Below are 15,665 nucleotides of genomic sequence, written 5' to 3' on the forward strand. Positions count from 1 at the left end.
GACGACGCGGCGGCGGTCAAGGTTTCAGTCCAAACTCGCCCCGTTCGAGCGCGAGGAGCCACTCCTTGTTCTTCAGCCCACCGCCGTAGCCGGTCAACTTCCCGTTGCTGCCAATGACGCGGTGACAGGGGATGACGATCGAGATCGGGTTGGAGCCATTCGCCAGTCCGACCGCGCGTGAGCCGTTGGGATTTCCGATGCGACGCGCCAGTTCCCCGTACGAAATCGTGTCGCCGTACGGGATGTTCAGGAGTTCGCGCCAGACGCGCTGCTGGAACGGCGTGCCCTCGGGCGCGAGGGGGAGCGTGAACTCGCGGAGACTACCCGCGAAATAGGCCTCCAACTGGCGGATCGCCTCGGCGAGGCGGCTCGCATCCTCGCGCCAGCCGGCCTGCGGCTGCACCAGGGATCGTCCTTCGGCGAACAGCACCTGGCGCAGGCCTGTGTCGTCCGCCGCGATGAGCAGTCTGCCGACGGGGCTATCCTGCCAGACGTAGTCAACAGTTCGAGTCATTGATGCCTCTCCGACTGGCGGGTCCAGGCGCCCGCAATCCTCAGACCCGCGATCCTCCGGCCGTCCACAGGTGCATGGCCGCGTAGGCGCGCCAGGGCCGCCACGCGTCGGCAAGCGCCGCAAGTTCTCGTGCCGATCTCCGCTTCGCCGCCTTAAGCAGCCCCAGGTCGCCTGAAGGAAACGCGTCAGGATCGCCGAGTGCCCGAAGCGCCATGTACTCGGCGGTCCATTCGCCGATGCCGAACAGCAACCGAACGCGAACGCGAAACACCGCCGGATCCATTTCGCCACCAAACGAGAGCTCGCCATTCGCCACCGCCCGCGCAAACCCGCCAATCGCCTCACCTCTCGTCGCCGGCACACCGAACTCCGCAGCGCGAGCGTCTGCCAGCACCTCGGGTGAGGGAAATGTATGCGTCAGGCCCGGAACTTCTCGAGGCAGTGGCCGGCCGAATGCTGCAACCAGGCGCCCGGCGAGCGTGGTTGCCGCCGCGACGCTGACCTGCTGCCCGAATATCGCGCGAACGCCGAGTTCGAATCCGTCCCAGGTGCCGGGCACGCGCAGGCCGGGCCGCCGCTTCACCAGCGGGCCGAGGAGCGCGTCGCGGCCAAGCTGTCCGTCGATCGCCATGGGGTCGGCGTCGAGGTCGAGCATGCGGCGCACGCGGGTGACGATGAGCAGCAGGTGTGCCGGGTTCGAAATGTCGATCGTGAGCCTCAGCGCGCCAACCCCTCGAGATGCGACTTCCAGCCATCCGACATCGTCCCCAATTTGGAACGTCCGGCGGTAGCTGCCCTCCATCACCGACTCGACGCCGGGAATTGCGCGCGGCGCCAGGAACCCAAGGAGCGCGTCCCAGTCGAACGGCGGACGATACCGGAGCTGAAACAGGTAGCGGGGCGGCGACCCGCCGTGCAACCGCGGCCGGACGCTTTGAGCCGATACGCCGCGTCCAGTCCTCGCCTCACGCAGTTCGCGCGGACTTCGCCCGTAGCTCCCGAGGAACGCCGCGTTGAAACGCCGGATGCTGCCGTACCCTGCCGACATGGCAATCGCCGTCAGCGGCATGTCGGTCTCGTCGATCAGCCGCTTCGCCGAAAGCAGCCGGCGGGTCTGTGCCACCGCGATCGGACTCGCGCCCAGATGCTCGACGAAGAGCCGCCTCAGGTGCCGATCGCCGACGCCCAGACGCTCGGCCAGTTTCTCCACCCCGCCCGCCTCGAGTGCGCCGTCTCCGATCAGGCGCAACGCCCGGCCGACCGTCGTCGAATCGCCCACCCAGGCGGGCGTTCCGGGCGCGCACTCGGGCCGGCAGCGCAGACACGCGCGGAACCCGGCCTCGGCCGCGGCGGCGGCCGTTGGGTAGTAGTCCACGTTCCGCTCGGCAGGCGAGACCGCCGGGCAGATCGGCCGGCAGAAGACGCCCGTGGTCCTGACACCGATGAAGAACCGTCCGTCGAAGCGGACATCCCGCGCGAGGCGGGCCTGGCGGCAGGTTGCTCGGTCGATCTGCATCACCCTTCCTTCTGACTGCGACTATAGCCCGACGCGGAGGTGAGGACTAGCCGTATTCGGACATGGTGCTGCAAGGGCCCGGTGAGGAACCTTCGGTTCGTGCTACCCTCTGCGACGACATCTGGAGGCGCCATGAAGCTCCTGCTCGCGCTACTCGTCCTCGTCTCCACAGCCACCGTGACGGCAGATCCGCCGCGGCCGCGCATCGCCGGTCTGGCCCACGTCGGCCTCTTCGTCCACGATGTCGAGAAGGCCAGGGCCTACTACCGAGATCTCCTCGGCTACACCGAGGTGTTCCCGGTCAGGAACGACGATGGGAGCCTGCGGTTGACGTATTTCAAGGTGAACGACCGGCAGTACATCGAGCTGTTCCCGGAGCGGGCGGTGGGAACCGACCGCCTCGCGCACGTCGCGTTCGAGACCGACAACGCCGAGGCGCTGAGGCAGTACCTGAAGGCGAAGGGCGTGGCCGTTCCGGACAAGGTGAACAAGGGCCGCATCGGAAACACGGCGTTCACCGTCAAAGACCCGGACGGCCACATCATCGAGTTCGTTCAGTACGAGCCGGACGGCATGACCGTGAAGGAGAGCGGCAAGTCACTCGGCACCGATCGGGTGTCGCCGGTGATGCGCCACGCCGGCTTCCTGGTTGGGACGCTCGACGCTTCGATGACGTTCTACAGGGACCTCCTGGGATTCCGCGAGACGTGGCGCGGGAGCCGCGACGGAACGACGCTCGACTGGGTGAACCTGCAGATGCCCGACAGCGAGGACTACATCGAGTTCATGCTCTATCGCGATCTGCCCGCCGAGCACGCGCGCGGCAGTCAGAACCACCTCTGCCTGGTTGTCCCGGACATCACTGCGGCCGCTGCCACGGTGCAGGCTCGAGCGCCGAAAGTCGGGTACTCGCGCCCGGTGGAGGTGCGCACGGGCGTCAACCGCAAGCGGCAACTGAATCTCTTCGATCCGGACGGCACGCGCAGCGAACTGATGGAGCCGCAGACGATCGACGGCAAGCCGACGCCCTCCTCCGCCGCCCCGCCGCCGGTTCGCGCCGGCCGCTGACAGTACCAAGCCGGGTGCGGAAGGCCACGACTCGTCATCGCGGCCTTCCGTCTAGAACACGACCTTCAGACCCATTTGCAGTTGGCGCGGATCCCCGGCAGCCGTTGCGCGGCCGAACGTGGGCACCGCCGTCGCTCCCGTGCCGAAGACGTTGTTCGGGATGAGGAGGTTCGTGCGGTTCAAGACGTTGAAGGCGTCCAGGACCGCGTCGATCTTCAGCCGCCGGCCCAGAACGAAGCGACGGCTCACGCGGAGGTCAACGGTCGCGCTGTCGAACCCGCGCCCGGTATTGCGTCCGACGCCGGCTGGCCGGTCGTTGACCGTCGTGTCGTTGTTGCGATCGGTTCCGGTCTGGACGTTGAACGGCAGCGCCGACGCGTAGCTCACGATGTACGAGAGTTGCCAGTCGTTCAAGGCGCGGCGGAGGGTGGACCCGTGGGCCGATCGTCCTGCCCCATGTGTGCCGCTGACGACGAACCGGTGCCGCTGGTCGTTGTCCGACGGGCCCCAATCGTCGTACACGTTCGCATTGTCCTGCGGCGTGCTGAAGAAGAAGTTGCCCGTATCGTCCAACGCCTTCGACAGCGTGTATGCCGCGCGGACCTGTCCCCACCGCGCCGACCGCAGTGTGACCGATGCGGTGAGGCCGTCGTACCGTGATGCGCCGACAGCTTCGTAGCGGCTGATGTTCCCGAAGTTCGGATTGGGACGGCCGAGGTTGGCAATGCCGAGCGCCGCGGCCTGCGCGGCGCTCAGCGTCGGTGCGTTGACGTTGCGCGACATGATGATGTGCCGGCCGTCGAGGTGCGTGTACGTCACCGACAGCGAGGCCCCCGGCGCCAGTTCCCGCTCGACCTGGAAACCTGCCTGCGCCGTGCGCGTATGCTGAATACCGGGATCGATCGTCGTGACGGCCGTCAGGACATTCGCCGGGTACGACGGCAGCACCTGTGGAAACGCCGGGGCGCCCGCCTGGCCGAACGACAGTACCGCCACCTTGTAGCCAATCCCGTCGCGCTGCAACGCATTGGACACGGCCCGCAGCGGGAGGCGATCGAAATAGAGTCCGTAGCTCGCGCGCAGCACGGTCCGGCGACTGCCGGGTGCCCACGCCACACCGAGGCGCGGTGACACGTTGCCCGTTTCGGTCCTGATGGGATCTGGGAGCCACTGCAGGTCGTACCGCAGGCCGACGTTCACGGTCAGGCCGCGCTGCACCTGCCACTCGTCCTGCGCGAACAGCCCGACATTGGGGTTCGACTGGAACTGCGATGCCGCGCCGAACGCCTGTTGGAAATTGATGTACCGGGCGCCGCCGAGCGCCGACAGCGACGCGAACGTATACACGCCCTGCAGTGCACCGGGAAAGACAATCGTGAGGCGGTTCAGTAGTGCGTCCCCGCCGGCTTTCACGAGATGCGGTCCGTGCTGCCAGGACAGGCCGTCGGAGACCTCGAGAACATCCGCATCTCGGGCCGTCGGCGACGAGGTGGCCGTGCCGAAGCTCGCAACGCCCGACACGTTGACCGCGGGACCCACGGGGTCGTTCGCCGGGGCGGACAGCCGGCTTCTCGTGAATTGTGCCCGTGCTTCGTTCAGCATCGACGACGAGAGCGGCGTGGCGAGGCTCACCGACAGCGAATCGTCGCGGTTGTCGAGGGGCGTTCCGCGGCTCGCGTCGTTCAGGGCGCCGGCATTTCGCGCGTTCGTGCTCGAGAGCGAATATAGGCTGTAGCGGAACGACAACAGCCCGCCCGCCGGCAGTTGGCGGTCGATCTTCGCAAACACGTTCGATGTGTCGTAGCCGGTCGAGAACTCACCCGTGGCGATGCGCGGCCCTCCGTACCCGACCTTGTCGAGGAACCCGTTGATCGCCGCAACGGCGTCCGGCGAGATCGTGACGAGGCCGGTCCGGTGCTGTCGCGTCTGTTCGAAGTTGCCGAACGCGAACATGCGATCGGGGGTCACCGGCCCACCCAGACTGAGTCCGTACTGACCCTGCGTCAATGGGTCCCTCCTCGCAGCCAGCGGGTTTCTTGCATCGAGCGCTCCGTCGCGAGTGTAGAGGTAGGTGGCGCCGTTGAACCGGTTCGTGCCCGACTGTGTGATGATGCTGACCGCGCCCGCCGCCGCGCGGCCGAACTCCGCCACGCCTCCCGAGCTCACGACCTGGAACTCGCGGATGACCTCTTCGCTCATGTAGACGCCCGACAGCCCGGCCGCATCGTCGTTGGCCGAGAGGCCATCGACGAGGAAGGTATTGCTCAGATTCCGCTGGCCGTTGATCGACAGCCCGGTGCCAGGCACGGCCGACGTCTCGGCGAAGCGCTCGGTGCTGCGCGTGTTGGTGCGCGAGGCGCCGGGCGTGAGCAGCGCCAGGTCGAGGTAGTTGCGGCCGTTGAGCGGCAGGCTGCTGATCTCGCCCAACGAGACGCCTTCGGCGGTCTGGGTTCTGCCCGCGTCCACCAGACGCGTGTCCGCTTGCACTGATACCTGCGCCGACACACCGGCGATCGCCAGCGTGAACGGCAGATCGAGTGGGCGGCCGGCCACCAGCGTGACGGTCACCGACGCCTGCTGGAACCCATCATGGTCGGCGTCGACGCGGTAGTCGCCGGCGGGCACCGACAGGAATCGGTAGCGCCCGTCTTCGGCGCTCACCGTGGTCCAACGTTGCGACGTGCCTGAACTTGTGGCTGCGATACGCGCCCCGCGGACAACTCCACCGGTCGCATCTTCGACGCGCCCGGTCAGGCTTGCGCCGGTGACGACGGTCTGGGCCGCAGACGGCCGCGCCGGACAAACCAGGGTGACAGTTACGAGACCCGCGAGCAGAAGTCGCAGTGTCGAGATCGATCGTGTGGCAGTCAGCATGACTTCCTCGGATTCGCTCCATGGCCGAAGCTCAGTTGTCCTGACGAACGCGCCGGCGTCGGGATCGGTCGTCTCGCTGCCACGCTCCTCGATGGCACGACGAGTGCCGCGGCAGAGCGAGATGCACACGACAGGCGCGTCGTGGCATCAGACAGATCGGGAGCGTGCCCCTTCGATTCAGGTGGGTTGCGCACGGCTGGCGGCGGTCGCGCTCGACGGTTGAGGTCGGACTAGGCCTGCCGGGTTCGCAACACGGATGAGTTCGGGGCGTTGGGCCGACTGAGCGCGAACTTCGGCGGAGGGGCTGGAGGGCTGACGTGTGACTCGAGGAGAGGTGGCGTGGGTGCGGCGGAACGACTGTTCCGGTCGGCGGTGAGCGGCAACTCCGGCCCATCCGCGAGGGCAGCAGTCACGTTCAACAGCCACGGCAGCGACGGATGCTCACGCCCGCACGCCGCGCGGCAGTTGGCCTTCGGCGTGCCCGCGCCGTCGGACCGGGCGCCCGGGACGCACTGTCGCCCTGAGCCCGTCCTGCAGCACTGACACACGGCTGCCGTCATGGTCCCGCCCCCCGTGCAACACTCGCAACGAGCGGGGACGATGAAGCCACTGCCGTGCACGAGGAGGAGGCTCATCGCGACGGCGACAAGGTGTGGTCGATTCGCACGCAACATGGGGGCGGACGGTGTCCCGACCGCTACGGTCGAGACTGCCGGTCGTCTACGTATGCAGCAATGGTACCAAAGTGCCAGAGCCTGCTTGGAGCCGTCGAGCTCGGCCGTTCATCGCGGTCAAGGCCCACGACGGGCGGGCGGTGTAACCACGGGCCGAATTTGTGAATCCTTGAAAAAGCTCGGTATTCGCCCCCCTGAGCTTTGCGCCAGAGATTGTGCAATCTGTCACATGCACGCCGGCACCCGTCGCGTTGGGTGGTGCTTGGTGGTAAGGTGTTCGCCATGATCCCGGTCAGCAGACGGCGATTCTTGAAAATTTCCGGCGTGGCTGCCGGACTCGCAGCCTCGGCAGGGGCGCGTCCGGCACTGGAGCACGTGTCCGGTGCGGCGACCACCGAGAAGGGCATCCGGAAGGTGCCGACATTCTGTGACATCTGCTTCTGGAAGTGTGGCGCCATCGCGCACGTCAAGGACGGCCGCCTCTGGAAGGTCGAAGGCAACCCGGAAGATCCGCTGAGCCGCGGTCGGCTGTGCCCGCGTGGCACCGGCGGCGTCGGCGCCTACTTCGATCCAGACCGCCTCAAGGTCCCGCTCGTGCGCCGGCAGAAGCGCGGCCAGGAAGAGTGGGTCCAGACCACCTGGGACGAGGCGCTGAACGTCGTCGCCGGGAAGATGGAGACGATCAAGACGAAATGGGGCGCGGAGGCGATGGCGCTGTTCGCGCACGGCCTCGGCGGTACTTTCCTCAAGCACACCCTCAAAGCCTACGGCTCACCGAACATCGCCGCACCGTCGTTCGCGCAGTGCCGCGGCCCCCGCGACGTCGGCTTCGCGCTGACTTTCGGCGAGGAAATCGGATCGCCCGAGCGGACGGACATCCGCAATGCCCGCTGCCTGGTGCTCATCGGGTCGCACCTTGGCGAGAACATGCACAACACCCAGGCCCAGGAGTTCGCGGAGGCCGTGGGCGCGGGCGCCTCGATCATCGTCGTCGACCCCCGATTTTCGGTGGCCGCGAGCAAAGCGAAACACTACCTGCCGATTCGCCCCGGGACCGACATGGCGCTCCTGCTGGCGTGGATGCACGTCATCGTCGGCGAGGGGCTGTACGACAAGGAGTACGTGGCGGCTCACGGTTACGGATTCGTGCAGTTCCAGGCAGAGCTCGAGCCGTACACACCGGAGTGGGCGTATCCCGAGACGGGCATTGCGCCCGACGCGATCCGTGAGACCGCCCGCGAGATGGCGCGCTACCGGCCGGCCACGCTGATCCACCCGGGCCGTCATGCCACGTGGTACGGAGACGACTCGCAGCGGAGTCGCGCGGTTGCGCTGCTGAATGCGCTGATGGGGAGTTGGGGACGCAAAGGCGGGTTCTGGACGCCGTCGAGCATGGATGTCCCGGGATACCCGTATCCAGCCTATCCAAAATCCACCAAGGGCAAGGTGGACAACCCCGGGTCGAGACACCGGTTCGCGACCGAGTCGATTACCACCGGCATTCGTGAGGCCACGCTGACGGGTCAGCCCTATCCGGTCAAGGGCTGGATGGTCTACGCGACGAACCTCATCAATGCGCTGCCGAACCAGGAAGAGACGATTCGCGCGATTCAGGCGCTCGAACTCCTGGTCGTGGTCGACGTCGCGCCGAGCGAAATCGCCGGCTGGGCAGATGTCGTTCTGCCCGAGAGCACGTACCTCGAACGATACGACGAGCTGAACGTCGAGTCGTTCCGCGAGCCGTTCGTCGCCCTGCGTCAGCCCGTGCTGCACTCACCCCACGACCAGAAACCGAACTGGTGGATCGCACGGACGCTGGCCGGCAAGCTGGGCCTGCAGGCGTACTATCCATGGAAGACCATTGAAGACTATCTCGACCACCGCCTGGCCAAGGCGAACCTCAGCTTCACCGAGCTGAAACGGAAGGGCATCATCCGGGGAGCGGCTGTGCCGGTGTACTTCGACGACGGTGTCGAGCCGTCGTTTCCGACGCCCTCGGGCAAGATCGAGTTCTACTCCACGCAGCTCCACGATGCGGGGTTCGACCCGGTGCCGAAGTACACGCGCCATCCCGAGCCGCCGGCCGGGTCGTTCCGGCTGCTGTTCGGCCGGGCGCCGATGCACACGTTCAGCCGGACCCAGTCGAACCCGCTGCTCCACGATCTGATGAGCGAGAATGAGGTGTGGGTCAACGCTGATGTCGCCTCGCGGCTCGGACTCGATGACGGCCGATACGTCCGGCTGCGCAACCAGGACGGCGTGCTGGGCCAGCGCATCCGGGTGAAGGCCACCGAGCGCATTCGCCCCGACTGTGTCTTCATGGTTCACGGCTTCGGCCACACCTCGAAGATGATGCGACGCGCGCTTGGCAAGGGCGCGAGCGACGCGCAGCTCATCACGCGGTACAAAACCGATCCGCTCATGGGTGGAACGGGTATGAACGTCAACTTCGTGACGATCGAGGCGGAGGCGTAGGGCGATGGCTCGTTACGGCATGGTCATCGACACGCGCCGATGCGTCGGATGCATGGACTGCGTGGTCGCCTGCAAGACCGAGAACCAGGTGCCCGAAGGGTTCGATCGCGACTGGATCGCGACCGACACCACCGGCCGCTTCCCGAACCTGCACCTGGAGATTCGCAGCGAACGCTGCAACCACTGCGACGCACCGCCGTGCGTCGACTGTTGCCCGACCGGCGCGAGCCACGTCGAGCCGTTCGGCCACGTCGTGCTCGTCACGCCGGAGCAGTGCATCGGCTGCAAGGCCTGCCTGGCTTCGTGCCCGTACGACGCCAGGTTCGTGAACCCCGACGGCTTCGCGGACAAGTGCACGTTCTGCATCCATCGCGTCAAAGAAGGGCTGGACCCGGCGTGCGTGTCGGTCTGCCCGACGCGGTGCATGACATTCGGTGATCTCGACGATCCGCGGAGCGAGGTGAATCGGCTGATCGAGTCGCGAACGCACCATGCGCTCATCCCGGCGGCCGGCACGTCGCCGCGCATCTTCTACCTGACGTAACGCGGGGCTCGCGATGCACGAATACACGCTGGCGCGTCACAACGACCTGATCGATCCGCTCGTCCACGTCTGGAACTGGCAGATTCCGTCCTACCTGTTCCTGGGCGGCTGGGTGGCGGGGATGATGATCATCGTCGGGTTCTTCCTGCTCCGCGGCCGCCACCGCGAGGAGACGAGCGTCACTGGGGTCCTGCCCGCGGTGAGCGTCGCGCTCCTGAGCCTCGGCATGCTGGCGCTGTTCCTCGACCTCGAGCACAAGCTGTACGTCTGGCGCCTCTACACGACCTTCCAGGGGACGTCGCCGATGTCGTGGGGCGCGTGGATCCTGCTCGCGGTCTATCCCGCGCTGCTGGCGGTGTTCGCGCTTCGTCCGCCAGACGTGCTGCGCGACCTGTGGCCGGCATTCGACCGCCTGTCGGACCGGCTCGCCGAGCCCCGGATGGTCCGCGTCATCGCGGTCACGAACATCTTCCTGGGCGTCGGCCTCGGGATCTACACGGGAATCCTGCTGAGCGCGCTCGGCGCCCGACCGCTCTGGAACAGCGGGATTCTCGGCGTGCTGTTCCTCGTGTCCGGCCTGTCGTCGGCCGCGGCGTTCACGCACCTCGTCGCGAGGGACAGAGGGGAGCGCGAACTGCTGGCGACGAGCGACAACGTCTTCCTGCTGGTCGAACTGGGCGTCATCGCGCTGTTCCTGATCGGCCTGCTCAGCGGGTCGCAGGCACACGCACAAGCGGCGCGGTTGGTGCTGGGCGGCCCGTTCACCGGCGTGTTCTGGGTGATTGTCGTCGGGTTGGGAATCGTGCTGCCGCTGATCGTTCAATCGCTGACCACGGCCGGCCGGCTCGCCCACACCGCGCTGGCCCCGCTTCTCGTCCTTGCCGGCGGTCTCGCACTCAGGGTCGTCATCGTCAACGCGGGCCAGTTCAGTCATTGGGCAAGGTTCTGAGGTCCGCCCGGGAGAAATGTCATGTCCTCCACAGCCACAACATTGCCGGCTGATCGAGTGGGACGCTCGATGACGGCCGACGAGGCCGCCGCCAGGAGCGGTCCTGCGCCGTACTCGAACCCGTACCTCGCCGGCATCGGCCTGGGACTCGTCCTGCTCGCCAGCTTCGTCCTCATGGGCCGAGGCCTCGGCGCGTCGGGAGGCGTCAGCGCCGTCGTCGCGGGACTCCTCAACTCCGTGGCCCCCGCCCACGCCCAGAGCCGCGAATGGCTCGCGGGCTACCTGGCGGACGGCGCGAACCCGCTCAAGGAATTCCTCGTCTTCGAAGGCCTCGGGGTGTTCGCCGGAGCGTTGCTGTCGGGCCTGCTCGCCCGGCGCGCGATGTTCATCATCGAGAAGGGACCGGTGGTCTCGCGGTCGAAACGCCTGGTGTTCGCGTTCATCGGCGGGGCGGTGATGGCGATCGGCGCCGCGTTCGGCCGCGGGTGCACGAGCGGCCAGGCGCTGACTGGCGGCTCCCTCCTCAATCTCGGCAGCTGGGCCTTCATGTTGATGGTGTTCGCGGGCGCCTACGCGGTGGCCCGCCTCTTCAGGTGGGAATGGCGATGATGGCACCACTCTTCAAATACGGGCTGTTCTCCGCTGACACCAGCCTGGTCGTCGCATTCATCATCGGGATCGGATTCGGCTTCTTCCTCGAGCGCGCCGGCTTTGGCAGCGCGCGCAAGCTGGTGTCGCAGTTCTACCTGGACGACATGGCCGTCTTCAAGGTCATGTTCACGGCTATCGTCACCGCGATGCTCGGTGTGACGTATCTCACGTGGATGGGCGTCCTCGATCTCTCGCTCGTCTACCTGGTGCCCACCTATCTCGCGCCGCAGGTGGTCGGTGGCCTGGTGCTCGGCGCCGGCTTCGTCATCGGCGGCTACTGCCCGGGCACGGCGTTGGCCGCGACGGCAACCGGCCGAATCGACGCGCTGGTCTACGGATTCGGCCTCTACGCCGGCACGCTCGCCTTCGCGGAAGCCTATCCCCTCGTCAAGTCGTTCCACGGCATGACGTCGCTCGGCCAGGTGACGATTCCGCAGTACTTCAACCTGCCATATGGGCTCGTGGTGTTTGCCGTCGTCCTGATGGCCGTCGGCGGCTTCTGGGGCGCCGGATGGGTGGAGAAGAAGCTCGCGGCGAGCAACGGGGGATCGCGATGAAGTGGCTGACCCGCTTGACCGTGAACCAGGCGCTCGCGCTCGTGGCCTTCGTCCTCGGCGCCGGCGCGATCCTCGCGCAGCCGACGAACGGGGCCGCGGTCCGCATCGATCCGCAGGAACTGGCCCTCGTCGCCGAGCGCGGTTCGGACCTCGTGAAGCCAACCGAACTGGCCGACTGGATCATCCAGGGCCGGGCGGACTTCCGGCTGATCGACCTTCGCGACGAGGCGTCGTTCACGGCGTATCACATCCCATCGGCGACCAATGTCCCGCTCGCCACGTTGCCCAACGCGGATCTGGCGCGAAACGAGAAGCTCATCCTCTACGCGGACGATGGAACGCGATCGGCGCAGGCGTGGTTCCTGCTGCGGGCCAAGGGGTTCAGAGGCGTCTACATGATCACCGGGGGGATCGACGGCTGGAAGCAGGACGTGCTGTTCCCGGTGCTGAGGGACGACGCCGATCCAGTGCTGGCCGCGAGACTTCGCGCGATCAGCACGCACTTCGGTGGTAACGTGGTCGCCGCGGCAACGTCCGTATCGGGCGCTGCCGCCCCCCCGGCCGTCCCGGTGGTCGCGTCCGCTGCCAAGACGGTGCTGCCGCCTCCGCTGCCCGAAACGAAGGCAGCCGAGGTCAAGAAACCGAAGAAGAAGGAAGGTTGTTGATTCCCGATCGTCTCCGGCTGACACGGCGAAGACTGTTTCAGGGCGCCGGAGCGGTCATCGCGTCGGCGCTCGCGGTCGCGTTCCGCTCGATGGCCAACCGCGTCAACGAGGTGGGCTCACGCTCCCGCCGCATCGTCATCCCGCCCGGGTCGGCCGCGGACATCGTCTTCGTGGAGGACGTCATTGTCTGCCGCACGCCGGGCGGCATCCGCGCCTTCTCCGCACGGTGCCCGCATCTGGGCTGTGTCATCACGAAACAGGTGGACGGCGAGTTCGTCTGTCCGTGTCATGGATCGCGCTTCCGCCTCGACGGATCAGTTGAGGCCGGTCCCGCGATTCGTCCCCTCGAACCGCTTCGTCACTCGTTCGATGAGGCCACCGGTGCGATTGTCGTGCAGGGCTGACGGGCCATGGAGCCGGGCCGCGGCATGAAGCTGCACTGGCTGCGCCACTGGGGCTCCTCCGGCGCACTGGCGTTTGCCGCGCTCGCCGTGGCCGTTGTGTCGGGCGTCGCGCTCGCCCTCCCGTTCGACATTCACAACCCTTACGACTCGGTTGCCCTCCTGCTGCTGACGAACCCGGGCGGCCGGTTCTACCGGAACGTCCACTACTGGTCCGCTCAGGCCTTCGTGATCCTGACCATCGTGCACGCGTGGAGGCACCTCGCCCGATCGTCCGAACGGAGGCTCTCGCTCGGCTTGTGGACGCGGGTATCCTTGTCGCTTCCGCTCTGCGGCTTCCTCATGCTCTCGGGGTTCATCCTCAAGGGGGATGGCGAGGGGTGGCAGGCGCTACGGATCATCTCCACGGCCATCGCGCAGATCCCGGTGGCCGGTCGTCTGCTCTCGCTGTTGTTGTTCGGCACGGATCCGGCATCGCTCCAGGTGCTCTACGTCCATCACGTGGCAACCGCTACGGTGCTCGTGTGGCTCTTCGTCAGCGAGCATGCCAAGGCGATCTGGCCGCGAGTACCGTCACTGGTCCTCGTGTCGGCGGCCGCGATGGCACTCGGCATGGTGGTCGCGCCGAAGCTCCACGACAGCCTCGACCCGGCGCTGCAGGGACCGTGGTACTTCGTCGGCCTGCAGGAGGTCCTGCATCACGCGACGAGGCCCCCGCTGGTCACCGGACTTGCCGGGCTGGTCCTTGTGGTCGTGTTCGCGCTTCCTCGACTCTCGCTGGTCGGCGCGCGACGTACGAAGGTCGCCCTCGCGGTGCTCGCCGTTGCCTACGCCGCAACGACGGTGTTCGCGTTGTCCTTTCGCGGCGAGAACTGGTCGCTGACGACACACGCGCCAGGACTCCGCGCCGGGCTCTCGCTCGAGTCGCCGCTGAACGTGCCGTCGCTCGAGGCGCTTCGAGCGCGAGCCGTGCCGATCGTGCTCGGGCGCAGGGAAGGCTGCCTCTTCTGCCACGCCGAAACCACCGGCCTGTCTGCCTCGCATCGCCCCGATGCGGTCGGGTGCGCGTCCTGCCACGCTGGGAATCCATTCAGCCTCGACAGGACCATTGCACACCGCGGTCTCGTCCTCATTCCAGGCAACCTCGACGCCGCTCGGCGAACCTGTGGATCGGCCGGCTGTCACGACGGCATCGTTTCGCGGGTGAACGTCTCGATCATGACGACGATGAGCGGGGTGATTGACGTCGATCGTGCGACGTTCGGCGAGCGCGCGACGCCCACGACACCCTCGGCGCTCGGGTCTTCCGCCGCCGACACACACCTCCGGCAGTTGTGCGCGTCGTGTCATCTGGGCACCGTCAAGCGGGAGCCGGGACCGATCACCGACGCCTCGCGGGGAGGCGGTTGCCTCGCGTGCCACCTGCAGTACGGCCGGGACGCGTCAGCGGCGCTGGCCAACTACAAGATGGTGCCTCAGACGCGGAAGAGCGACGTGCTTCGATTCGTGCACCCCGACGTCTCGACCAGGATCACCGGCGACCATTGTTTCGGGTGCCATAGTCGCTCCAGCCGGATCTCGACGAGCTACGAGGGCTGGCATGAACAGGCGTCGCCAATGGGGCCGGGCGCGCCGCCTCGGACGCTCGCCGACGGGCGCGTGTTCGTCCGCGAGCGTTCCGACGTCCATTTCGAGAAGGGCATGCTCTGCGTGGATTGCCACACGTCGCGAGAGGTGATGGGTGACGGCTTCGCGCACGCCCGCAAGCACGAACAGTTCTCGGTGGCCTGCGAAGACTGCCATGCGGAACAGGTCGCCATGAAGCGGCACGAGGAGGTCGATGCCGAATCGAAGCGGATCCTGACGCTGGCGGGACGGTTTCGGCCGGGCCAGTCTGTGCTCGTCACGCGCAAGCACGGAGAGGCGCTGACCAACACGAATGTCAACGCGGCCGGTCGGCCCAGGTTGGTTACGAAGCGCGGAGGCGCCGAACTCGACCTCAAGCCGCCGCTGCCCGTCTGCGTCCAGGACGGTGGCCATGCACGACTGTCCTGCATCACGTGCCACGGCGCCTGGTCTCCACGGTGCGCGAATTGTCACACCGCGTTCCAGCCGACGGTGCCGGCGTACGATCACGTGAAGGAGGCCGACGTGACGGGGGCGTGGACCGAGACGGGGACCGATTTCAGGGCCGAGCCGCCGACGCTCGGAATCCGGACAGCCGTGACACCCGGCAGCCAGCCACGGGAAGCCATCGATCCGTTCATCCCGGGCATGATACTCACGATCGATCGGAACCGGCGTGCCGGCGCGCCACCCGACACGGTGTTCCGCCGGCAGTACGCGCGCACCTTCTCACACACGGTTTCGGCGCGCAGCCGCACCTGTCAGTCGTGCCACAACGACCCGGTCGCGCTTGGCTACGGGCGAGGCGCGCTGCGGTACGAGCGCACCGCGCGGGGCGGGCGCTGGACGTTCACGCCCGAGCAACCGCGCAGCTCGTTCGACGGCCTCCCGGCCGACGCGTGGATTGGCTTCCTGGAGGGACCGGCGGTTGGCGAACCGCCCCTGCTCCGGCGTTCGACGCGGGCCGACGTCAGGCCGTTCAACGTCGCCGAGCAGAAACGGATCCTGTCCGTCGGCGCCTGCCTGACGTGTCATCCACCCGAATCAGCCGTCATGCGCGAGAGCGTGCGGGACTTCAAGGCGGTCCTGGGACGGACGACCACGCGCTGTCTCCTGCCGCGCTGGGATCGGTAACGTGGCGTCGGGGCGTC

The 15,665-nt window shown here is 67.2% G+C and carries 12 protein-coding genes; 9 read left to right on the forward strand and 3 right to left on the reverse strand.

Going from position 1 to position 15,665, the window contains the following annotated elements; translation table 11 throughout:
- Positions 1-16 precede the first annotated feature (16 nt).
- Together VGK32_05345 and VGK32_05350 are read right to left on the reverse strand one after the other, a co-directional pair.
- The gene (locus tag VGK32_05345) at positions 17-514 is read right to left on the reverse strand and encodes a methylated-DNA--[protein]-cysteine S-methyltransferase (protein ID HEY3381172.1); all 498 of its coding nucleotides are present in this window, start codon (positions 512-514) and stop codon (positions 17-19) included.
- A gap of 40 nt (positions 515-554) precedes the next feature.
- Positions 555-2,030 (reverse strand): AlkA N-terminal domain-containing protein, encoded by a 1,476-nt coding sequence (locus VGK32_05350; protein ID HEY3381173.1) that lies wholly within the window; start codon positions 2,028-2,030, stop codon positions 555-557.
- 132 nt (positions 2,031-2,162) lie between these two features.
- Here VGK32_05350 and VGK32_05355 point away from each other — a divergent pair, with 132 nt between their 5' ends.
- Positions 2,163-3,098: a VOC family protein gene (locus tag VGK32_05355; protein HEY3381174.1), complete on the forward strand. Its 936-nt coding sequence runs from the start codon at positions 2,163-2,165 to the stop codon at positions 3,096-3,098.
- 51 nt (positions 3,099-3,149) lie between these two features.
- Here the strand turns inward: VGK32_05355 and VGK32_05360 are convergent, their stop codons facing one another.
- Complete coding sequence (locus VGK32_05360; protein HEY3381175.1) at positions 3,150-5,972, reverse strand: TonB-dependent receptor; 2,823 nt, start codon at positions 5,970-5,972, stop codon at positions 3,150-3,152.
- 998 nt (positions 5,973-6,970) lie between these two features.
- On the opposite strand from VGK32_05360, the gene VGK32_05365 reads away from it, so the two are divergent.
- Genes VGK32_05365 through VGK32_05400 form a run of 8 tightly spaced genes read left to right on the forward strand, consistent with a single transcriptional unit; the run spans position 6,971 to position 15,648 of the window.
- Positions 6,971-9,121, forward strand: a complete 2,151-nt coding sequence (locus VGK32_05365) for a molybdopterin-dependent oxidoreductase (GenBank protein ID HEY3381176.1) — start codon at positions 6,971-6,973, stop codon at positions 9,119-9,121.
- 4 nt (positions 9,122-9,125) lie between these two features.
- Complete coding sequence (locus tag VGK32_05370; protein ID HEY3381177.1) at positions 9,126-9,665, forward strand: 4Fe-4S dicluster domain-containing protein; 540 nt, start codon at positions 9,126-9,128, stop codon at positions 9,663-9,665.
- A gap of 13 nt (positions 9,666-9,678) precedes the next feature.
- A complete protein-coding gene (gene nrfD / locus VGK32_05375; protein ID HEY3381178.1) occupies positions 9,679-10,614 on the forward strand; it encodes an NrfD/PsrC family molybdoenzyme membrane anchor subunit in 936 nt (311 codons plus the stop codon).
- 21 nt (positions 10,615-10,635) lie between these two features.
- The gene (locus VGK32_05380; protein ID HEY3381179.1) at positions 10,636-11,223 is read left to right on the forward strand and encodes a YeeE/YedE thiosulfate transporter family protein; all 588 of its coding nucleotides are present in this window, start codon (positions 10,636-10,638) and stop codon (positions 11,221-11,223) included.
- Positions 11,223-11,822, forward strand: coding sequence for a DUF6691 family protein (locus VGK32_05385; GenBank protein ID HEY3381180.1), 600 nt, complete (start codon positions 11,223-11,225; stop codon positions 11,820-11,822). The genes VGK32_05380 and VGK32_05385 overlap by 1 nt, the downstream gene beginning before the upstream one ends.
- The gene (locus tag VGK32_05390; GenBank protein ID HEY3381181.1) at positions 11,819-12,487 is read left to right on the forward strand and encodes a rhodanese-like domain-containing protein; all 669 of its coding nucleotides are present in this window, start codon (positions 11,819-11,821) and stop codon (positions 12,485-12,487) included. Before VGK32_05385 ends, VGK32_05390 begins: the two co-directional genes overlap by 4 nt.
- On the forward strand, positions 12,484-12,891 hold the full coding sequence (locus tag VGK32_05395) for a Rieske 2Fe-2S domain-containing protein (GenBank protein HEY3381182.1): 408 nt from the start codon (positions 12,484-12,486) through the stop codon (positions 12,889-12,891). The genes VGK32_05390 and VGK32_05395 overlap by 4 nt, the downstream gene beginning before the upstream one ends.
- Before the next feature lie 24 nt (positions 12,892-12,915).
- Entirely contained in the window at positions 12,916-15,648 is a 2,733-nt protein-coding gene (locus tag VGK32_05400) for a hypothetical protein (GenBank protein HEY3381183.1), read from the forward strand.
- Positions 15,649-15,665 lie beyond the last annotated feature (17 nt).

The organism is Vicinamibacterales bacterium (assembly GCA_036504215.1).
Taxonomy (GTDB): Bacteria; Acidobacteriota; Vicinamibacteria; order Vicinamibacterales; family Fen-181; genus FEN-299.